At 71.7% G+C, this 19,092-nt stretch carries 19 protein-coding genes; 10 read left to right on the top strand and 9 right to left on the bottom strand.

From position 1 onward, the window contains the following. Window positions 1-7: 7 nt before the first annotated feature. The 6 genes from glpR to galU form a co-directional block, all read right to left on the bottom strand. Window positions 8-1,144: a gephyrin-like molybdotransferase receptor GlpR gene (glpR, locus tag ACIRVK_RS19220; protein ID WP_404248476.1), complete on the bottom strand. Its 1,137-nt coding sequence runs from the start codon at window positions 1,142-1,144 to the stop codon at window positions 8-10. A gap of 197 nt (window positions 1,145-1,341) precedes the next feature. Further along, the gene (locus ACIRVK_RS19215) at window positions 1,342-2,022 is read right to left on the bottom strand and encodes a GNAT family N-acetyltransferase (RefSeq protein WP_404248736.1); all 681 of its coding nucleotides are present in this window, start codon (window positions 2,020-2,022) and stop codon (window positions 1,342-1,344) included. Then, complete coding sequence (locus tag ACIRVK_RS19210; RefSeq protein WP_404248474.1) at window positions 2,019-2,549, bottom strand: molybdenum cofactor biosynthesis protein B; 531 nt, start codon at window positions 2,547-2,549, stop codon at window positions 2,019-2,021. The genes ACIRVK_RS19215 and ACIRVK_RS19210 overlap by 4 nt, the downstream gene beginning before the upstream one ends. Further along, window positions 2,546-3,058: a cyclic pyranopterin monophosphate synthase MoaC gene (gene moaC / locus ACIRVK_RS19205; RefSeq protein WP_404248472.1), complete on the bottom strand. Its 513-nt coding sequence runs from the start codon at window positions 3,056-3,058 to the stop codon at window positions 2,546-2,548. The genes ACIRVK_RS19210 and moaC overlap by 4 nt, the downstream gene beginning before the upstream one ends. A gap of 129 nt (window positions 3,059-3,187) precedes the next feature. Beyond that, window positions 3,188-4,510 (bottom strand): gephyrin-like molybdotransferase Glp, encoded by a 1,323-nt coding sequence (gene glp, locus ACIRVK_RS19200; protein ID WP_404248470.1) that lies wholly within the window; start codon window positions 4,508-4,510, stop codon window positions 3,188-3,190. A gap of 5 nt (window positions 4,511-4,515) precedes the next feature. Next, window positions 4,516-5,442 carry a UTP--glucose-1-phosphate uridylyltransferase GalU gene (gene galU / locus ACIRVK_RS19195; protein ID WP_404248468.1) on the bottom strand — a complete coding sequence of 309 codons (927 nt, stop codon included), beginning with the start codon at window positions 5,440-5,442 and terminating at the stop codon, window positions 4,516-4,518. Window positions 5,443-5,575: 133 nt separating this feature from the next. On the opposite strand from galU, the gene ACIRVK_RS19190 reads away from it, so the two are divergent. Further along, window positions 5,576-6,160, top strand: coding sequence for a 5-formyltetrahydrofolate cyclo-ligase (locus ACIRVK_RS19190; protein WP_404248466.1), 585 nt, complete (start codon window positions 5,576-5,578; stop codon window positions 6,158-6,160). Window positions 6,161-6,219: 59 nt separating this feature from the next. Here ACIRVK_RS19190 and ACIRVK_RS19185 read toward each other — a convergent pair whose 3' ends face one another. Then, window positions 6,220-9,036 (bottom strand): penicillin acylase family protein, encoded by a 2,817-nt coding sequence (locus ACIRVK_RS19185; protein WP_404248464.1) that lies wholly within the window; start codon window positions 9,034-9,036, stop codon window positions 6,220-6,222. 243 nt (window positions 9,037-9,279) lie between these two features. Between ACIRVK_RS19185 and ACIRVK_RS19180 the strand changes: the two genes are divergently transcribed. The 6 genes from ACIRVK_RS19180 to mscL all read left to right on the top strand — a co-directional run bounded on the left by ACIRVK_RS19180 (window position 9,280) and on the right by mscL (window position 15,040). Continuing rightward, the gene (locus tag ACIRVK_RS19180) at window positions 9,280-10,812 is read left to right on the top strand and encodes a potassium/proton antiporter (protein WP_404248462.1); all 1,533 of its coding nucleotides are present in this window, start codon (window positions 9,280-9,282) and stop codon (window positions 10,810-10,812) included. Window positions 10,813-11,129: 317 nt separating this feature from the next. Beyond that, entirely contained in the window at window positions 11,130-12,422 is a 1,293-nt protein-coding gene (locus ACIRVK_RS19175; protein ID WP_404248460.1) for an MFS transporter, read from the top strand. 67 nt (window positions 12,423-12,489) lie between these two features. Further along, window positions 12,490-12,819 (top strand): FmdB family zinc ribbon protein, encoded by a 330-nt coding sequence (locus ACIRVK_RS19170; protein WP_404248458.1) that lies wholly within the window; start codon window positions 12,490-12,492, stop codon window positions 12,817-12,819. Window positions 12,820-12,918: 99 nt separating this feature from the next. Further along, the gene (locus ACIRVK_RS19165; protein ID WP_404248456.1) at window positions 12,919-13,752 is read left to right on the top strand and encodes an S-methyl-5'-thioadenosine phosphorylase; all 834 of its coding nucleotides are present in this window, start codon (window positions 12,919-12,921) and stop codon (window positions 13,750-13,752) included. A 199-nt stretch (window positions 13,753-13,951) separates the two neighbouring features. Continuing rightward, a complete protein-coding gene (locus ACIRVK_RS19160) occupies window positions 13,952-14,497 on the top strand; it encodes a hypothetical protein (RefSeq protein WP_404248454.1) in 546 nt (181 codons plus the stop codon). An 84-nt stretch (window positions 14,498-14,581) separates the two neighbouring features. Continuing rightward, a complete protein-coding gene (mscL, locus tag ACIRVK_RS19155; protein WP_404248452.1) occupies window positions 14,582-15,040 on the top strand; it encodes a large conductance mechanosensitive channel protein MscL in 459 nt (152 codons plus the stop codon). A 43-nt stretch (window positions 15,041-15,083) separates the two neighbouring features. Here the strand turns inward: mscL and ACIRVK_RS19150 are convergent, their stop codons facing one another. After that, a complete protein-coding gene (locus ACIRVK_RS19150; RefSeq protein ID WP_404248450.1) occupies window positions 15,084-15,266 on the bottom strand; it encodes a hypothetical protein in 183 nt (60 codons plus the stop codon). Window positions 15,267-15,402: 136 nt separating this feature from the next. Here ACIRVK_RS19150 and ACIRVK_RS19145 point away from each other — a divergent pair, with 136 nt between their 5' ends. From ACIRVK_RS19145 to ACIRVK_RS19135, 3 genes are all read left to right on the top strand, one after another. Beyond that, complete coding sequence (locus ACIRVK_RS19145; protein ID WP_404248448.1) at window positions 15,403-16,659, top strand: low temperature requirement protein A; 1,257 nt, start codon at window positions 15,403-15,405, stop codon at window positions 16,657-16,659. Between the two features lie 39 nt (window positions 16,660-16,698). Then, window positions 16,699-17,733, top strand: coding sequence for a P1 family peptidase (locus ACIRVK_RS19140; RefSeq protein ID WP_404248446.1), 1,035 nt, complete (start codon window positions 16,699-16,701; stop codon window positions 17,731-17,733). A 210-nt stretch (window positions 17,734-17,943) separates the two neighbouring features. Further along, a complete protein-coding gene (locus ACIRVK_RS19135) occupies window positions 17,944-18,690 on the top strand; it encodes a DUF6227 family protein (RefSeq protein ID WP_404248444.1) in 747 nt (248 codons plus the stop codon). Window positions 18,691-18,702: 12 nt separating this feature from the next. On the opposite strand, the gene ACIRVK_RS19130 is transcribed toward ACIRVK_RS19135, so the two are convergent. Further along, entirely contained in the window at window positions 18,703-18,957 is a 255-nt protein-coding gene (locus tag ACIRVK_RS19130; RefSeq protein WP_404248442.1) for a hypothetical protein, read from the bottom strand. Between the last annotated feature and the right edge of the window lie 135 nt (window positions 18,958-19,092).

The raw sequence follows: 19,092 nt of genomic DNA, 5'->3' as shown, positions 1-19,092 counted from the left end.
GGAGCGCCTACTCGTTGGCGGCCCGGGGCCGGTCGCCGTCCTCGTACTGGTCGAACAGCGGCGTACGTCCCCGTTCCCGCGCGCGGCGCGCGGATGCCGCCCGACGGGCGTCGCTGCGTCCGTCGTCCTCCGCCCGGTCCTCCGCCGGGTCCTGCGGGCTCTGCTCCGCCTCGGAGGCGGCCGGCGCCTCCACGGAACTCGACCGGGCCGAGCTCCACGCGTCCGGCGCCCCGAGGTCCACGTCCGCCGTCGCCCGGGGAGCGACCGGCGCGGTGACGTACGTCGGCAAGGGCACCGGGACCGGGTCCCAGCTGTCGCCGTGCCCCGGCCGCCGCTGCCGCTCGCGCTGCTGGTCGACCCACTCGGCGTGGTCGGTCTGCTCGACGAGGGCGCGCCGGTCGGCGGCCAGTGCGGACAGGCCGGGGTCGGCCTCCGGCTCCGAACCCTCGTCGGGCTCGTCGGCCTCGGTCTCGGCGGTGGGGCGGCGGCGTGGCTGGCGGGCGCGCTCGCGCAGGTGCTGCGCGGCGGCCTCGGCCCGGCGCCGGTCCATCTGGTAGGCGAAGCGGCGCCGTTCCTGGCTGCGCAGGTAGGCGATGTACGCGCTGAGCAGGACGGCGGGCACGCCCGGCGCCCACAGGAGCGCGAGCCCTCCGACGGCGGCGACGACCGCGCCGAGCGTGAAGGCGAGGAAGAGCATCACGGTGGTGCGCCGGCGGCGCGCGAGCACCTTCGTACGCCGGGCGCGTGCCGCGGCGGCTTCCTCCGAGGGGGTGCGTCGCGCTGCGGGCGCGCCCTTGCGGGCGGGTGCGGATGCGCGCGCCGCTTGCGCCCGGCCCGGGGACTGCACCTCCGCGCGTGCCTGCGGGCGGGCCGGAGGCATGGCGAAGGCCCGGACGTCCACCGAGTCGGTGATCGCGCCCGGGGCGTCGGCGGCGGGCTCCCCCTCTTCGGTGGAGCGCGCGCGCAGGTCCTTGGCGTATCGGCGCTCCATGCCCGCCCGTCCGGACAGCAGCCGGATGGCGGTGCTGAAGCGTTCCGTCGGACGGGCCTCGTTCAGCTCGTCCTGCCTACGGAGCCACATCGGCACCAAGTAGGCGGCCCAGGCCCCGACAATGACTGCGTAGATGAGGCCGCTGCTGCTCACGCCTCACACGGTAGAGGGGTTTGCGTGAGGCCATCTGCCAATTGGGCCGGTGTGTCGCACGATCTGGCTGATATTTCGAACTTTTTTTGTGACCGATGCGATCAGCAGCCTGCCGAAGCCGCGAATTTAATGCCCTGAGACGGTCGCTGTGCGATCAATTTCGAACAAGCATTCAATTCCTGCCCGCCCTGCCGGGGCTATGCGGGATTCCCCGGTGTGTTCTGCGGGTTCCGGGGCGTCGTCCGCGGGGCGTCCTGCGGGTCCCGTCGGGAGCGTGCCCGCTGCCAGCGGTTCAGCAACCCGTCGGGGACCTCTTCCGCGGTGAGCGCGAAGACGAGGTGGTCCCGCCAGGCGCCGTCGATGTGGAGATAACGCGGCCTGAGCCCCTCTTCACGGAATCCGAGTTTCTCCACCACCCGGCGGCTCGGCCCGTTCTCGGGACGAATGCAGACCTCGATGCGGTGCAGACCGACGGTGCGGAAACAGTGGTCCACGACGAGGGCGACGGAGGTCGGCATGACGCCGTGGCCGGCCACCGCCTCGTCCACCCAGTAGCCGATGTGCCCCGAACACATGGAGCCCCAGGTGATCCCGGCGACCGTCAACTGCCCGACCAGCCGCCCCTGGTACTCGATGACGAACGGCAGCATCCGGCCCGCGTTGGCCTCGGAACGCAGGTGGCGGACCATCTGCCGGTAGGTGGGCCGGTGCGCGATCGGACCACTGGGCGTGGGCGGCGGAATGGTCGCCTCCCAGGGGCGCAGCCAGTCCCGGTTGCGCCGGTTGACCTCACGCCACGCCCGCTGGTCGCGCAGCTTTATCGGCCTCAGGACGATGTCGCCGTCCGCCAGTACGACGGGCCAGGATGGGCTGTTCAGCTCGCACCCCCACGGGTGGCGCCGGGTCTGGGGTGATCGCCGCCGCGGATCTGGTCGACGGCGTGCACCAGCAGGGGCTCCAGGACAGCCAGGCCGTCCCGCACCCCGCCGGTGGAACCCGGCAGGTTGACGATCAGCGTGCGCCCCGCCACACCGGCAAGGCCCCGGGAGAGCGCGGCGGTCGGCACCTTCTCCCGTCCGAACGCCCGGATGGCCTCGGCGATGCCGGGCACCTCGTGGTCGATGACCCGGCGGGTCGCGTCGGGTGTGCGGTCGGTGGGCGAGATGCCGGTGCCGCCGGTGGTCACGATGACGTCGTACCCGGCCTCGACGCCCGCACGCAGGGCGCTCTCCACGGGGTCGCCGTCGGGGACGACCTGCGGCCCGTCGACGGCGAACCCGAAGCCCTTGAGCCCGTCGGCGACCAGTGGGCCGCCCTTGTCCTCGTAGACGCCCGCGGCGGCTCGGTTGGAGGCCGTGACGACGAGCGCGCGGTACGGGGCGGGCAGCGCGCCGCCGGACGTCATGTCCGGCTCCAGTCGCCCGACTTGCCGCCCGTCTTCTCCTCCACGCGCACGTCCGTGATGACCGCTCCCTTGTCGACCGCCTTGACCATGTCGATCACGGTGAGCGCGGCGACGGAGACCGCGGTGAGGGCCTCCATCTCGACACCTGTGCGGTCCGTGGTCTTCACGGTGGCCAGGATCTCCACGGCGTCGTCCGCGACCGACAGGTCCAGTTTCACACCGGACACCGACAACGGGTGGCACAGCGGGATGAGGTCCGGGGTGCGTTTGGCGCCCATGATCCCGGCGATGCGCGCGGTGGCGAGGGCGTCCCCCTTGGGGACTCCCTCACCGCGCAGCAGCTCGACCACGCGGGGCGAGACGAGGACCCGCCCGCTCGCCCGGGCGGTGCGCGCCGTGACCTCCTTGCCGGACACGTCGACCATGCGGGCGGCGCCCGCCGCGTCGATGTGCGTCAGTCGGTCCTGCGCGGGGGGTCCGGGGGTCTCCCCCCGGGATGGCACGGTCATGGTGTGTGGCGCTCCCGGTCCGGGCCCGTCGCGGTGCGGCGCGTGGGCCTGTTGTGCGCGACACGGTACCCCCAAGTCGGCGCGGACAACGGACCAGGACCGGCCCACGAACCGCCACGCGCGCGTGGCTCAGCCGAGCAGCACGACCTCGACCTCGCTGCCCGGTTCCACGGACTCCACGTCCTCGGGTACGACGATCAGCGCGTCCGCGTGCGCGAGGGCCGCGACCAGGTGCGATCCGGCGCCGCCGACCGGCGTCACCGAGCCGTCGGCGTACGTGCCCCGCAGGAACTGTCTGCGGCCCTTCGGCGAGGTCAGCGCCTTGTCGGCGGTGAGGGTGGCCCGGGTGCGGGGCCGGTGGACGTCGTCGAGCCCCATGAGGGCGCGGATCGCGGGGCGCACGAAGATCTCGAAGGAGACGTACGAGGAGACCGGGTTGCCGGGGAGGGCGAGCAGCGGGATGTGGTCGGGGCCGATGCAGCCGAAGCCCTGGGGTTTGCCGGGCTGCATGGCGAGCTTGCGGAACTCGATGCCGCTGCCCGCCTCGTCCTCGTCCCCGACGTGGGACAGCGCCTCCTTGACGACGTCGTACGCCCCGACGCTCACCCCGCCGGTGGTGACCACGAGGTCGGCGCGCACGAGCTGGTCCTCGATGGTGGAGCGGAGCGTCTCCGCGTCGTCGGCGACGGCGCCCACCCGGTAGGCGATGGCGCCGGCGTCGCGGGCGGCGGCGGTCAGCGCGAAGCTGTTGGAGTCGTAGATCTGGCCGCTGTCCAGCTGCTCGTCGGGCTGGACGAGTTCGCTGCCGGTGGACATGACGACCACGCGCGGGCGCGGGCGCACGCGTACGGTGCCGCGTCCGATGGCGGCGAGCAGCGCGATCTGCGGCGGACCGAGGACGGTGCCGGCCTCCAGGGCGCGGTCCCCGGCCTTCACGTCGCTGCCCTTCGCGCGTACGTGCGCGCGTGCCTCGGCCGACCGGTACACGTGCACCTGCCCCTCGGCGCCCTCCGGGGCCAGGCTGCGGGCGCGCATCCCGGTGGCGGGGCCCTCGCCGAGGCCGCCGTCGGTCCACTCGACGGGGACGACGGTCTCGGCGCCGGGCGGCAGCGGGGCGCCGGTCATGATGCGGGCGGCCTGGCCGGGGCCCACCCGGAGCAGCTCGGCCTGGCCCGCCGCGACGTCCCCGACGACGTCCAGGACGGCGGGGAACTCCTCGCTCGCGCCCGCGATGTCCGCGACCCGGACCGCGTATCCGTCCATGGAGCTGTTGTCGAACGGCGGCAGCGAGAGGGGCACCGTGACGTCCTCGACCAGGACGCAGCCCTGTGCGTCCAGGAGGTTCAGCTCGATGGGTTCCAGCGGACGGACGGTCGTGAGGATGTCCTCCAGGTGTTCGTCCACCGACCACAGGTGGTCCGGGCCGGTGGCGCGGGGCGCGGCGCTGCTCAACGTTGCTACATCTCCTCGGCTACGTAACTGCGAAGCCAGGTCCGGAAGTCCGGGCCCAGGTCCTCACGTTCGCACGCGAGTCTGACAATGGCACGCAGATAGTCGCCGCGGTCGCCGGTGTCGTAGCGGCGGCCCTTGAAGACCACGCCGTGCACCGGGCCGCCGGCCTTCCCCGCGTCGGTGGCGGCCGAGGAATAGGTCTGGGCGAGCTGCTGGAGGGCGTCGGTGAGCTGGATCTCGCCGCCGCGGCCCGGCTCGGTCTTGCGCAGTATGTCGAAGATGTGCGGGTCGAGGACGTAGCGCCCGATGATCGCGTAGTTCGAGGGGGCGTCGGCCGTGTCGGGCTTCTCGACCAGGCCGGTGACCTGGACGACGTCGCTGTCCCCGGTCGGCTCCACGGCGGCGCAGCCGTAGAGGTGGATCTGTTCCGGCGCGACCTCCATGAGCGCGACGACGCTGCCGCCGTACTGCTCCTGGACCTCGACCATGCGCGCGAGCAGGGGGTCGCGCGGGTCGATCAGGTCGTCGCCGAGCAGGACGGCGAAGGGCTCGTGGCCGACGTGCGGGGCGGCGCACAGCACGGCGTGACCCAGCCCCTTGGGGTCGCCCTGCCGCACGTAGTGCATGGTGGCCAGGTCGCTGGAGGCCTGGACCTTGGCGAGTCGGCCGGCGTCGCCCTTCTTCTGGAGGGCGGACTCGAGCTCGTAGTTGCGGTCGAAGTGGTCCTCGAGCGGGCGCTTGTTGCGGCCCGTGACCATGAGGACGTCGTCGAGCCCGGCGGCCACGGCCTCCTCGACCACGTACTGGATCGCGGGCTTGTCGACGACCGGCAGCATCTCCTTGGGGGTGGCCTTGGTGGCCGGCAGGAACCGGGTGCCGAGGCCCGCTGCGGGAATGACAGCCTTGGTGATCCTGGGGTGGGACTGAGTCATGGCCGCAACCTTATCCGGTGCCTTTGCGCGGAATCGGCGACTCCGGTTAATTGGCTCTCATATGAACGGATTGGGAAGGATACGGGTGCGATCAGTGGGTCACGTCGGACGTGCGGCCGAGCCTGACAAGGGAATGTTGCGGCGAGAGTTCCTCGCGGTGAGAAACAGATTGACGGCGGACGACGTGCGGGAAGCGGCGGGCGCGCTCGCCGATCGCGCGCTCGGTCTGCCGGAGCTGGCGCACGCGCGCACGGTGGCGGCGTACGTCTCCGTGGGGAGCGAGCCGGGCACCCTCGCGCTCCTGGACCGGTTGCGCGCGCGGGGCGTGCGGGTCCTGCTGCCGGCGCTCCTGCCCGACAACGACCTGGACTGGGGCGCGTACACCGGCGAGGGTTCTCTAGCGCGTGTGCAACACGGCGGGAAGATGGCCCTCTTCGAGCCGGCCGGCGAGCGGCTCGGCCCGGACGCCGTGACCGGGGCCGACGTCGTGCTGCTGCCGGGCCTTGCGGTCGACGCGCGCGGGATGCGGCTGGGGCGCGGCGGCGGGTCGTACGACCGCGTCCTGGCCCGTCTGGAGCGCGCGGGCGCGCGAGCCGCGCTGGTGGTCCTGCTGTACGACTCGGAAGTCGTCGAGCACGTCCCGGCCCAGGCGCACGACCGGCCGGTGCACGCGGTGGTGACCCCGTCGGGGCTGCGCCGCTTCCGTGACGGCGGCTGACCGAAGGGGCCCTCCACGCGCGCGTGGAGGGCCCCTTCCGGCTGTTCACCGCACAGGGTTCACGGCTTCAGGTGCAGCGTGTCGCTGGTGTCCTTGTCGACGGCCGCGGCCGAGTAGTTCCAGTCGAGGAGTTCCCCGTCGGCCCACTTGCTCGTCTGATCGGTGTAGTGGGCGCTGAAGGCGTGTCCGGAGGCGCCGGTGAGGTTGATCCACTTCGACTTGTCGAGGTCGCCGAGGTTGACCACCATGCGCATCGACGGCACCCACTCGACGCCGTAGCCGCCGGCGGCGTTCCAGCCGGTGGCGTCGACCGTCGCCTCGCCGCCGCTGAGCTTCCAGGGGCCGCGGTTGAGGACGTACTGCAGGAGGCCGGGTCCGTCGGTGCCGAGGGTCTGGTTCTTCAGGAACAGGCGGTGCAGCCGTCCCCAGCTCCAGGTGTCGATGTCCTTGCCGAGCTTGGCGGTCAGCTCCCAGCGGGCGTCGATCAGGGCGCGCTTGAACAGATCGTCACGGTTGTTCTGCGCGCCCGGCCGGGTCAGCGACTTGGGCGTGCTCCACCAGTCGCTCTTCGGGTCGTCCATCAGCTTGCGCACGACCTCGAACCAGCGGTCGCCGCCGTCCGGCTGGGCCTGGTCGGGGTCGCGCTGACCGCACTCGCGGACCTTGTTGGTCGCGTCCGCCGGCCCGGTGGTGGTGACCGGATCGACCCACAGGCACTGGCCCTGGACGCGCAGTTCCCTGGGCAGCTTGTTGCCGAAGGCCAGCTTGAGGATGTTGCGCCACACCGCGTTGAAGTACGCGGCCGCCGCGGAGTCGGCCTCCTGGGTGTAGTCCCAGCCCTGGAGGAGGTCCTGTGCCTCGCGGACGGCCTTCGCTCCGCGGACGTCCTGGTCCTTGATGTCGATCTTCAACAGCTTGGGCACGAGCAGCTTGGCGATCTCGCTGCTGTTGTCCAGCTGCATCTGGCGCATGTCGTCCGTGGAGATCTTGCCGCCGCCCTTGATCTTCGACTCGATCAGGTCGGTGATGCGCTGGCTGCGGGTGCCGTAACCCCAGTCCGTGGTGAGCGTGTAGGGGTACTTGGCCGGGTCGATCACGGCCTGGTTGGCGGTGACGATGTAGCCGCGCTTCGGGTTGTACTCGTAGGGCAGGGCGGCCTTCGGGACGAAGCCCGTCCACTTGTAGCCGGAGTCCCAGCCGGGCGCAGGGATCGAACCGTCGTCCTTCTTCGCGCGCGTGGGGATCTTTCCGGGCAGCGTGTAGCCGATGTTGGTGCTGTCCGCGTAGACCAGGTTCTGCGAGGGCACGTCGAACAGGGCGGCGGCCGAGCGGAAGTCCTTCCAGTTCGCCGCCCTGTCGATGGCGAAGACGGCGTCCATGGTGGTGCCGGGGTCCAGGGCGGTCCAGCGCAGCGCGATCCCGTAGCCGTCGCCGCGGTCGGGTGCCGCCGTGTTGACGGTGGCCTTCTTGCCGACCGTGACGAGTTCGTCGTCTCGGTCGGACAGCAGCGGCATGCCGTCGGCGGTCTGCCGGACGACGATCTTCTTGGGGGCGCCCCCGGCGACGTCGATCGTCTCGGTGCGGGTCTTGAACGGCCTGACCGTGCCGTCGTACAGGTAGCCCTCGCCGGTGAGCTTCTCCAGGTAGAGGTCGGTCACGTCGACGCCGGAGTTGGTCATGCCCCAGGCGATGTCCTGGTTGTGGCCGATGACCACACCGGGCATGCCGGCGAAGGTGTAGCCGGTGACGTCGTACTGGCACTTGCTGGAGACCGTGCGGCAGTGCAGGCCCATCTGGTACCAGACGGACGGCAGCGAGGCCGACAGGTGCGGGTCGTTGGCGAGCAGAGGATGGCCGGTGATGGTGTGACTGCCGTCGACCACCCAGGAGTTGGAGCCGATGCCCTGGCCGTTCACGCCGACGGCCGTGGGAACGCCGTCCAGGACCTTGTAGAGGCCCGAGAGCTGGCTCTGCAGGGCCGAGGACCCCGAGGACCCGGACGACGACGAACGGCCCGTCGAGCCGCCCCTGGACGTTCCGCTCGTGGACGTGGCGGAGGTGGACGTACCCGAGGTGGGCGAGCCGCCGCTCTGCTCGAACGTCCGGGTGAGCGCGTTGTACTGGCCCTCCTGGACGATCGCCTTGTTGCGGCTGTACGGGTAGTCGGGGTACAGGTCGGCGATCTGCTTGGGGCCGAGACGGCTGGTCATCAGGGCGCGGTCGATCTCGTCCTGCATGTTGCCGCGCAGGTCCCAGGCCATCGCCTTCAGCCACGAGACCGAGTCGACGGGGGTCCACTGCGCGGGCTTGTAGTCGTTGGTGAAGCCGAGGGCCGCGTACTCGAGGGAGATGTCCTTGCCGTCCTTGCCCCGCAGGTAGGCGTTGACCCCCTTGGCGTAGGCCCGGAGATATCTCTTCGTCGAGGCCGACAGCTTGGTGTCGTACTCCTGCTTGGCCACCCGGTCCCAGCCCAGGGTGCGCAGGAACTCGTCGTTCTTGACCTGGCCCTTGCCGAACATCTCCGACAGGCGCCCGGAGGTCATGTGGCGGCGGACGTCCATCTCGTAGAACCGGTCCTGGGCCTGGACGTAGCCCTGTGCCATGAACAGGTCCTCGTCCGAGGACGCGTAGACCTGCGGGATGCCGTAGCCGTCTCGCTTGACCTCCACGGGCCCTGACAGACCGTCGAGCGTGATCGAACCCGTCGTCTGCGGGAACGACGCGCGGACGGTGCTGACGGACCAGTACGCCCCGTAAGCGACGCCTCCGACGAGGGCCAGGACCAGCACCAGCACGATCAGCCGGGCTTTGCGCCCCTTCTTCCTACCGGACTTGCCGGGCTTGTCACCCGTTGTGGCGGTGATGTTGGGGGGCATCGCTGTCCTTGCTGTCCTAACGCGAGCGGCAGACGGGCTGTGACTTCGAATGAGCGCTGGAGCAACCATAGGCGCAGGGCCCCGAGCCCCTTGACGCGGAGTCGGGAACGAACGCGCGCGCATGTTCGATCTTGCCGCCGGGAGCGTCAAGAAATCGTCAAGAGTTAGGTAAGGTAACGAAGTACCTGGATGCGGAGTCCCGCGACTTCGTGTCCCATGGACGTGAGCTTCCACGCGGGACGCGTGCGAGCCAGGGAAAGGGAACGGCCGCTGACTGTCCACCACCTCAACCAGCTTCTGCTCGTCTGCTCGCTCGTCCTGCTCGTCGCCGTGGCAGCGGTTCGGATCTCCTCGCGCAGCGGGCTCCCCAGCCTGCTCGTGTACCTGGGGATAGGGATCCTCATGGGCCAGGACGGCATCGGCGACATCCGCTTCGACAACGCCGAACTCACCCAGGTCATCGGTTACGCGGCCCTCGTCGTGATCCTCGCCGAGGGCGGTCTCGGCACGAAGTGGAAGGAGATCAGGCCGGCCCTGCCCGCCGCCTCCGCGCTGGCGCTGGCCGGGGTCGCGGTGAGCGTCGGGATCACGGCCGCGGCCGCGCACTACCTGGTCGGGCTGGAGTGGCGGCAGGCGCTCATCATCGGGGCGGTGGTCTCCTCCACGGACGCGGCGGCGGTGTTCTCGGTCCTGCGCAGGATCCCCCTCCCCGCGCGCGTGACGGGCACGCTGGAGGCCGAGTCCGGCTTCAACGACGCCCCCGTGGTCATCCTGGTGGTCGCCTTCTCCACGGCCGGCCCGGTGGCGCACTGGTACGTGCTGGTGGGCGAGATAGCGCTGGAGCTGGCCATCGGGGCGGCCATCGGTCTCGCGGTGGGCTGGCTCGGCGCCTGGGGGCTCAGGCACGTGGCGCTGCCCGCCTCCGGTCTGTACCCGATCGCCGTCATGGCGATCGCGATGACCGCGTACGCGGGAGGCGCGCTGGCACACGGCAGCGGATTCCTGGGCGTCTACCTCGCCTCGATGATCATGGGCAACGCGAAGCTGCCGCACTGGCCCGCCACCCGCGGGTTCGCCGACGGGCTCGGCTGGATCGCCCAGATCGGCATGTTCGTCCTGCTCGGCCTCCTGGTCACCCCGCACGACCTCGGCGACGACGTGGTGCCCGCCCTCGTCATCGGCCTGGCGCTGACCATGGTCGCGCGCCCGCTGAGCGTCGTGCTGTGCCTGGTGCCGTTCCGGGTGCCCTGGCAGGAACAGACGCTGATGTCCTGGGCCGGGCTGCGCGGCGCGGTCCCCATCATCCTGGCGACCATCCCGATGGTGGAGGGCGTCGACTCCAGCCGCCGCATCTTCAACATCGTCTTCGTCCTGGTCGTCGTCTACACCCTCGTCCAGGGGCCGACGCTGCCCTGGCTCGCCCGCACGCTGAACCTCGGCGAGGGCGGCGAGGCGGCCGACCTCGGCATCGAGTCCGCTCCGCTGGAGCGGCTGCGCGGGCACCTGCTGTCCGTGGCCATCCCCGAGGGCTCCAAGATGCACGGCGTCGAGGTCAACGAGCTGCGCCTGCCGGCCGGGGCCGCGGTCACCCTCGTCGTCCGCGAAGGAAAATCGTTTGTGCCGCTGCCGGCGACGGTCCTGCGGCGCGGCGACGAACTCCTGGTCGTCGCCACCGACCCGGTGCGGGACGCGGCCGAGCAGCGACTGCGCGCGGTGGGCCACGGCGGAAAGCTGGCCGGCTGGCTGGGGACGGGCGGGTCGGACACCGGGCGCTGATCCCGCACAGCGCCTGTGCTCCCGGGCCGCGTGCCGCGTGCCGTTAACGGTGTGTTTCGCACGGTTCACACCCCGGCCAATCGCAGGTGCACGCGCGCATGGTGCTCGTTTTCACAGGGGTGTACGGCCTTGATCCCTGTACGATGAAGGCGCACCTGATCGAACCAACTCTGCCTGACGCAGAGCTGGCGCGACCGTATGGCGACCGGACCGTCCCTTGGCAGGGGGACCCCGGTATCTACCGCAGTTCCGCGCAAGAGGACAGCTCTCGGCGCCCCCGCACGGGCGCGCTACCAGGCGGCAGAAAGGCACGGGCCGTGGCATCCACGGTCACCACCGAGCCGTCGAAGAACACGGCGGCACCGTCCCGCCCGGGCTACGGACAGCTGCTGCGCACCCGCGGCGCCTGGACGTTCCTGCTCCCCGGCTTCGCCGCACGCCAGCCGTTCGCGATGCTCACCATCTCCATCGTGCTGCTCGTGCGGCACACCACCGGCTCGTACGGCGCCGCGGGCGCCGCCGCGGCCGTCACCGGTGTCTCCATGGCGCTCTTCGCGCCCTACAGCGGGCGCCTGGCGGACCGCTACGGGCAGCGGGCCGTGCTGGTCCCCGGCGTGCTGCTGCACGCGCTGTCGGGGCTGACCCTCACCGCGCTCGCGCTGGCCCACGCGCCCCTGTGGGCGCTGTTCGCGGCGGCCGTGCCGACGGGCGCCTCGGTGCCGCAGATCGGCCCCATGGTGCGCGCCCGCTGGGGCGTACGGCTCCAGGGCACCGACCTGATGACCACGGCCGCCGCCTTCGAGTCCGTGACGGACGAGCTGACCTTCGTCTTCGGCCCGCTGCTCGCCACCGCGCTGTGCACCACCGTCGACCCGTCGGCGGGTCTGGTGACGGAGGCCGGGCTGACCCTGCTCGGCGGTCTGCTGTTCGCGGCACAGAAGAGCACGCAGCCCGCGGTCACCCTCGCCGGGCACGCGCGCGTGGAGCACGCCTCCGCACTGCGCGTCCCCGGCGTGCGCGTCCTGATCGCGGTCTTCCTGGGCATCGGCACCGTCTTCGGCGGCATGCAGGTGTCCCTGGCCGCGTTCAGCGCGTCGATCGGCGAACCCGGACTCAACGGTGTCCTGTACGGCGTCTTCGCCGCGGGCAACATGCTCTCCGGGATCGTCTGCGGCGCCGTCGCGTGGAAGTCTGCCCCGCAGCGGCGCCTGCTGGTGGGCTACGGCGCGCTCGCGCTGGTGGCCTCCGGTCTGTGGGCCGCGCACTCCGTGCTCGTCCTCGCCGGTCTCGGCCTCCTGGTCGGCATGTGCATCGCGCCGGCGATCATCACCGGCTACACGCTGGTCGAGGGCCTGGTGCCGGCCGGCGCCCGCACGGAGGCGTTCACCTGGCTGACCGGAGCGGTCGCGCTCGGACAGGCCGCGGCCGTCACGGTCGCCGGGCAGCTCGAGGACCGCCTCTGGGGCGGCGCCGGGTTCCTGGTGCCGACGGCCGGTACGGTGCTCGCCCTGGCGACCCTCGTGAGCCTGCGGTCCCGGCTCGTCGCCCGCCCCCGCAACCGGACGGTCGCACGTGGCGTGGGTCACCGACGGCCGGTGACGGTGGACTGATCCTCAGGAATACGTCACTATGGACCCTCGTTAGCACTCATTGAGTGAGAGTGCCAGGAGGAAGACAGTGCCGACCTACCAGTACCAGTGCACCGAGTGCGGCGAGGGCCTCGAGGCGGTGCAGAAGTTCACCGACGACGCCCTGACCGAGTGCCCCAACTGCGGTGGCCGCCTGAAGAAGGTGTTCTCCGCGGTCGGCATTGTCTTCAAGGGCTCCGGTTTCTACCGCAACGACAGCCGCGGCTCCTCGTCGAGCAGCTCGCCGGCGGCGTCCAAGGCGTCCACCTCGGCGTCATCGGACTCGTCGTCGACCTCGGCGTCCTCGTCTTCCTCGTCCTCCTCGGACGCGAAGTCGTCGAGCACCGGCACCTCCTCGAGCAGCAGCTCCGCCGCCTAGGACCGCCTCACGGGACCCTGCCGTCGTACGACGGCGGGGTTCTCGGGGTTTCCGGAACCGGGCTCCGCGTTCGGCCGGGGCCCGGATACTGTGCTGGCCATGGCGAACGCAGAGATCGGTGTAATCGGCGGCTCGGGCTTCTACTCGTTCCTCGAGGACGTGACCGAGGTCCAGGTGGACACCCCGTACGGGCCGCCCAGTGACTCCCTCTTCCTCGGCGAAGTCGCCGGACGGCGCGTCGCCTTCCTGCCCCGCCACGGCCGCGGCCACCATCTGCCGCCGCACCGCATCAACTACCGCGCCAACCTGTGGGCGCTGCGGTCGGTGGGGGTGCGTCAGGTCCTCGGGCCGTGCGCGGTGGGCGGGCTGCGCCCCGAGTACGGGCCGGGCACGCTGCTCGTGCCGGATCAACTGGTCGACCGGACGAAGTCCCGGCTCGGGACGTACTTCGACGGGCTGCCCCTGCCCGGCGGCAACGTGCCGAACGTGGTGCACGTGTCCCTGGCGGACCCCTACTGCCCCGTCGGACGTGCGGCCGCACTGAAGGCGGCGCGCGGCCGGGACTGGGAGCCCGTGGACGGCGGCACCCTCGTCGTGGTCGAGGGGCCGCGCTTCTCGACCCGTGCGGAATCGTTGTGGCACCAGGCACAGGGCTGGTCGGTGGTGGGCATGACCGGCCATCCCGAGGCGTCCCTCGCCCGTGAACTGGAGCTCTGCTACACCTCGTTGACCCTGGTCACCGACCTCGACGCGGGGGCCGAGACCGGCGAGGGCGTCTCGCACGACGAGGTGCTGCGCGTGTTCGCGGCCAACGTCGACCGGCTGCGGGGCGTGCTCTTCGAGGCCGTGGCCGCCCTGCCCGCGAACGAGGACCGGGACTGCCTGTGCACGACGGCGTTGGGCGGGATGGACCCGGGCTTCGAGCTGCCGTGACGCGGTGACGGGAGGGGCGTGGAGGGTGGCGGGAGGGGCTGAGACGAGTGACGGGACGGGCCGAGACGGAACGGAACTCCCCGTTCGGGTGAGGGAGTTGTCCACAACCGGCCGGTGATCCACCGGCCTCGGCGGAGATCGGCGCGAAGCCTCATCGTGGACCTGCGAGCCGATTCCCTCGACGCAGGTGGTGATCCGCATGTCCCTTCCTCCTCCGCCCCTCTTCCCCTCCCCGTCCGCCCCGCGCCCGCCCGGCACCGACGCGCCGGCCACGTGCGAGGTCCCGCACTTCGCCCCCGTGCGGGTGCGCGGCGGGCGGTATCAGCTGCGGCGGCTCGTCCGCAGCCGGCGGCGGGCCGTGGCGGCCGGCCTCGTCGTCACGGCGGCCGCGTTGGTCGCCGCAGGCCCGCGCGGCGGTGACGGGGCCCGCGGACACCCGGTGGCGGATCCCGTGCGGGAGCGGCCCGTCATCGAGATGGTGGCCGCGCCCGTGCGCATCGCCGACGGGGCCACGGTGCGGCTGCTGCGACCCGGCGACCGGGTCGACGTCATCGCCGCCCAGGAGACGGCCACCGGCGGCGACGCGCGCGTACTCGCCCGCGGGGCGCGGGTGACGCAGGTGCCGGAGCCCTCGCCGAGCATGGCCGACAGCGGAGCGCTGGTCGTCCTCTCCGTGCCCCGAACGACGGCGGCACGCCTCGCCGGGGCGAGCGCGACGGCACGGCTGGCGGTGACGCTGTGCTGAACCGCCTCGCACCCGCCCTGCGGGGTGACGTAGGTTGCGGAGCTGTTCGTTCCCCAACCCGTGTGCGTGAGAAGAGGCCCCGAGGTGAGCATGAAGAAGGAACCGAGCGTCTTGAAGGGTTTCAGGACCTTCCTGATGCGCGGGAACGTGGTCGACCTCGCGGTGGCGGTGGTCATCGGCACCGCGTTCACCAACATCGTGAACTCGGTGGTGAAGGGGATCATCAACCCGCTGGTCGGGTCGATCGGCACGACCAACCTCGACAACTACAAGACGTGCCTGAGCTCGTCGTGCCAAGGCTCGAAGGGCATCCAGCTCCTGTGGGGCTCCGTCCTGGGCGCCACCCTCAGCTTCGTCATCACCGCGGCCGTCGTCTACTTCCTGATGGTGCTGCCGATGTCGAAGTACCTGGCACGGCAGGAGGCCCGCAGGCAGGCCAGGGAGGGCACGCACGAGGTGATCGAGGTGACGGAGCTGGAGGTGCTCAAGGAGATCCGCGACGCCCTGGTCGCGCAGCGCGGGTCCGGTCCCGGCGAGCGGTAGCGACGGCCGCCCGTCGGGTGCGGCGGGCGGTGGCCGGCGCGGCTCAGAGGTGGTGCGGCGGCTTCTCGTCGAGGAAGCGTTTCAGGTCGGCCGCCGCGTCACCGTCGCCGCCCGGCCGCTCGCCCCAGCCGCGGTCCGTGTCGTCCGAGGACTGCTGGTCCAACGGGTCGTCGAAGATCAGCGCGGGCTTCGGGGCGCGCGGCTCGGGAGCGGGGGCAGAGGTCATGCCTCCAGGGTACGGGGCGGGCGCCGGGCGGGGCGGAGGGCGGCAGGGCAGCGCGGGGGCCTTCGGCGACCACCCTCCCTCCCCTCCGGAATCCGCTCATGAGAATTCCGGTGCGTTATCTGATGTGCTGGGCCGCATGACATCCAGTTCGGCTTCGCCGTCGGGCTCCTCCGGTGCGCCCGCCGGCCACAGACCGCTGCGCCGGCTCGCCGCCCGCGGCCGGGACGAGGCGCACCGCGTCGCCTCCCCGCTCGAGCTCTTCTTCGACCTGTGCTTCGTGGTGGCCGTCGCGCAGGCCGGCGTCGGCCTGGTGCACGCGGTGGCTGGAGGGCACGCGGGCAGCGGGATCGCGAGCTACGCGATGCAGTTCTTCGCCATCTGGTGGGCCTGGATGAACTTCACCTGGTTCGCCTCGGCGTACGACAACGACGACGCCCTGTACCGGGTCGTCACGCTCGTCCAGATCGCCGGGGTGCTGGTGCTGGCGGCGGGCGTCTCGCGGGCCTTCGAGAAGCATGATTACGGCGTGGTCCTGATCGGCTACGTGATCATGCGGGTGGCGATGGCCTCGCAGTGGCTGAGAGCGGCGAGATCCGCCGAGGGGGCCGAGCGGACCATGGCGGTGCGGTACGCGATCGGTGTGCTGCTGTGCCAGGTCGGCTGGCTCGGGCTCGTGGTGCTGCCGGGGCCTGCGCGGCCCTGGGTCTTCCTGGTGATGGCGGTCGTCGAGATGTGCGTTCCGCTCTACGCGGAGAAGGACTTCACCACGTCCTGGCACCCGCACCACATCTCCGAGCGCTACGGGCTGTTCACCATCATCGTGATCGGCGAGACGATCGCCGCGGCGACGGCTGCCGTGAAGTCCGGGGTGAACGAGCACGACGCGCTGGGCGAGTTGCTGCCGATCGCGGCGGGTGGGCTGCTGATCGTCTTCGCGGCGTGGTGGATCTACTTCGTGGTGCCGATCCACGGGCGCCTGCGCGGCAACGGCCAGGCGTTCCTGTGGGGCTACGGCCACTACCTGATCTTCGGTTCGGCCGCCGCGATCGGCGCGGGCCTGGAGGTCGCGGTGGAGCAGGCCATCGGCAGGGCGCACCTCTCCACGACTGCCGCCTCGGCCGCGGTGACCCTGCCGACGGCGCTGTACCTGCTCAGCGTGTGGGCGCTGCACTCCCGCCACTACAAGGTGGGGATCGCCCAGCAACTGGTGCTGCCGGTGACGGCGTTGCTGGTGATCGTCTGTACGTTCCTGGGCCACTGGGCGGTGATCGCGGCGGGCGTCGTCTCGGCGCTGGCGGTGGCGACCGGGGTGACACTGACAGCGCGCATGGCCGCCGGACAGAGCGGGGCGAGCGGGACCAGCGGGGAGCGCGAGGCGAGTCCGGTCGCCTGACGCGGACACGATCAACGCGGGCCGGGCGACACTGGCCCCATGGCAGTCGACGCTTTGACGGACGTCGCCGGGGTGCGGGTGGGACACGCGACGCACACCGGCGAGGGCAGGCTCACCGGCACCACGGTCGTCCTCGCCCCGGAGGGCGGTGCCGTCGCCGCGGTGGACGTGCGCGGTGGCGGACCCGGCACCAAGGAGACCGACGCCCTCGACCCGCGCAACCTGGTGCAGAAGGTCGAGGCGATCGTGCTGACCGGCGGCAGCGCGTACGGGCTCGACGCGGCGTCCGGGGTGATGGCCTGGTTGGAGGAGCGGGGGCGCGGGGTGCGGGTGGGCCCGGACCCGGCACACGTCGTGCCGGTGGTGCCGGCCGCCTGCGTCTTCGACCTCGGGCGGGGCGGCGACTTCCGGGCCAGGCCGGACGCCGCCACCGGCCGGGCCGCGGTCGAAGCGGCAGCGGCGAGCGCGGTGGGCGCGCGGGTGCCGGAAGGGTGCGTGGGCGCCGGTACGGGAGCCACGGCGGGGACGTTGAAGGGCGGGGTCGGTACCGCGAGCACCGTTCTCGACTCCGGGATCACGGTGGCCGCGCTGGTGGTGGTCAACGCGGTCGGGTCGGTGATGGACTCCGGAACGGGCGCTCTGTACGGGGAGTTGGCCCTGGGGCACGTGCACCTGCCCGAAGCGCACGTCCACGAGGCCGCGCGCCGGCGCCTCGCCGAAGCGGCGGCGGCAGCGAGGAAGGCACCGCCCGCCCTGAACACCACGCTCGCCGTGGTGGCCACCGACGCGGACCTCTCGAAGGCGCAGGCGCAGAAGCTGGCCGGCACCGCACACGACGGGATCGCGCGCGCCGTGCGGCCGGTGCACCTGCTCAACGACGGGGACACGGTGTTCGCGCTGGCCACCGGGGCGCACCCGTTGGACGCCGAGCAGCCTCTGGCGCTGAACGGCATCCTCGCTGCGGGCGCGGATGTGGTGACGCGCGCCATCGTGCGGGCGGTGCGCGCCGCCGAGTCGGTGGACGGACCGGGCGGGACGTGGCCGTCGTACCAGGAGTTGTACGGCGATCACTGACCGGCTTGGCACCGGTGCCAGGACACTCATGATCGCCGCAAACGGCTTCTGAGCGGGGGATTTTGACAGTTCGTCGGGCCGTGCGGGAACTTCTCGGGCGGTCCGCGCGTTTTCCCTGACGTACGTTTTCTCGGTTCCCGGACATGATGTCCGACCGAGGGGCTACGGTATGCACCCACAAGGTGACATGCAGCAACGCCGGGAGAAGCCTTGAGCGTTCCGTACGAGACGACAGCGTACGAACCACCCGAGTCGCCCGGGTCTCCGGAGGAGCACCTCGAGCGGCTCCTCGGTCGTGCCCTGAACTCCTTCGAGCTGCCGGACGACATCCTACGGCGGCTCGACTGCGCGCTGGCGCACGACAGTTCGCTGCACTCCGCGCACCACAGCGCGGGGCTGCACCGCGAGACGTACCGGCACACCTGGCTGCTCGCCGACGGCTCGGCGCTCACCCTGTGGGAGCTCGTGCACAACACCGCGCCGGGCGGCACCGCGCAGCACGAGGTGTACGTCGACGAGGAGGAGCTGCGCACCGCCACCGGGCGTCTGCCGCTGCCGCCGGACGCGCCGGACTTCGAGCTGCCCGTGACCGTGCTGCTGTCGCCGGTCCCGGCGCCCCGGCACGCGTACGTGCCGGACGACTCGGCGGACCACGCGCGCCGGCTGCTGCGCCGTGCGGAGAACGGCGACCGGCCGGGGGCGGAGACGGCGACGCTGCTCACCACGGCGTTCGCGCACCAGATCACGCAGGCCTTCGGGGGCCCGTGCCGCGTGGGCCGGGCGGGGCTGTGCTTCTCGCTGTACGAGCACGCGTTCCTGCTGCGCGACGGCGAGGAGGTCTCCCTCTGGGAGGTCGAGCACACGGCGACCCCGGACGGGCGGCACATGTGCGAGGTCTACGTCACCGAGGACGCGGCCCGGGACGCCATGGAGCGGCGCGCGGCGCAGGTCTCCTGACGACGGCGGCCTTCAGCGCCCGTCGCTGAGCTGTCGTACGAGACCGGCGAAGGCGTCGCGTTCCGCCGGGGTCAGTTCGACGGACTCCAGACGCGGACCTGCCTGAGGCTGCTGCGGAAGGGCGTGCAGGGCGTCGGCGCCCCACAGGTCGGCTCCGGAGCGGGCGCGGCGCAGGAGACGGATCAGGCCGGTCACCCAGGCGACGGTGGCGAGGGCGAGCAGGGCCACGCCCAGCGACTGGAGGATCGAGACGTGCTCATCGGGCATGTGGCCAGTAGACACCACGGTCCGGGACTTTGGCCCCGGACCGTGATGAATCTCGCAGGTGACGCACTTGCCGCTTGCGGGCGGTGACCAACTCACACCGCGCGAAAGGGACATGCGGTCGGCATGCGGAGCGCG

The sequence above is a fragment of the Streptomyces sp. NPDC101152 genome (assembly GCF_044768275.1).
Lineage (GTDB): Bacteria > Actinomycetota > Actinomycetes > Streptomycetales > Streptomycetaceae > Streptomyces.
The sequence above is the reverse complement of the archived record's forward strand: the minus strand, read 5'-3'. Positions and strand labels throughout refer to the sequence as shown.

What these genes read in the sequence shown, in the direction of transcription:
- ACIRVK_RS19210 (WP_404248474.1), bottom strand. Translation starts at nt 2,549, where the DNA reads ATGACGTCCGGCGGCGCGCTGCCCGCCCCGTACCGCGCGCTCGTCGTC.
- moaC (WP_404248472.1), bottom strand. Translation starts at nt 3,058, where the DNA reads ATGACCGTGCCATCCCGGGGGGAGACCCCCGGACCCCCCGCGCAGGAC.
- galU (WP_404248468.1), bottom strand. Translation starts at nt 5,442, where the DNA reads ATGACTCAGTCCCACCCCAGGATCACCAAGGCTGTCATTCCCGCAGCG.
- ACIRVK_RS19190 (WP_404248466.1), top strand. Translation starts at nt 5,576, where the DNA reads ATGTTGCGGCGAGAGTTCCTCGCGGTGAGAAACAGATTGACGGCGGAC.
- ACIRVK_RS19185 (WP_404248464.1), bottom strand. Translation starts at nt 9,036, where the DNA reads ATGCCCCCCAACATCACCGCCACAACGGGTGACAAGCCCGGCAAGTCC.
- ACIRVK_RS19165 (WP_404248456.1), top strand. Translation starts at nt 12,919, where the DNA reads ATGGCGAACGCAGAGATCGGTGTAATCGGCGGCTCGGGCTTCTACTCG.
- ACIRVK_RS19160 (WP_404248454.1), top strand. Translation starts at nt 13,952, where the DNA reads ATGTCCCTTCCTCCTCCGCCCCTCTTCCCCTCCCCGTCCGCCCCGCGC.
- ACIRVK_RS19150 (WP_404248450.1), bottom strand. Translation starts at nt 15,266, where the DNA reads ATGACCTCTGCCCCCGCTCCCGAGCCGCGCGCCCCGAAGCCCGCGCTG.
- ACIRVK_RS19145 (WP_404248448.1), top strand. Translation starts at nt 15,403, where the DNA reads ATGACATCCAGTTCGGCTTCGCCGTCGGGCTCCTCCGGTGCGCCCGCC.
- ACIRVK_RS19140 (WP_404248446.1), top strand. Translation starts at nt 16,699, where the DNA reads ATGGCAGTCGACGCTTTGACGGACGTCGCCGGGGTGCGGGTGGGACAC.
- ACIRVK_RS19130 (WP_404248442.1), bottom strand. Translation starts at nt 18,957, where the DNA reads ATGCCCGATGAGCACGTCTCGATCCTCCAGTCGCTGGGCGTGGCCCTG.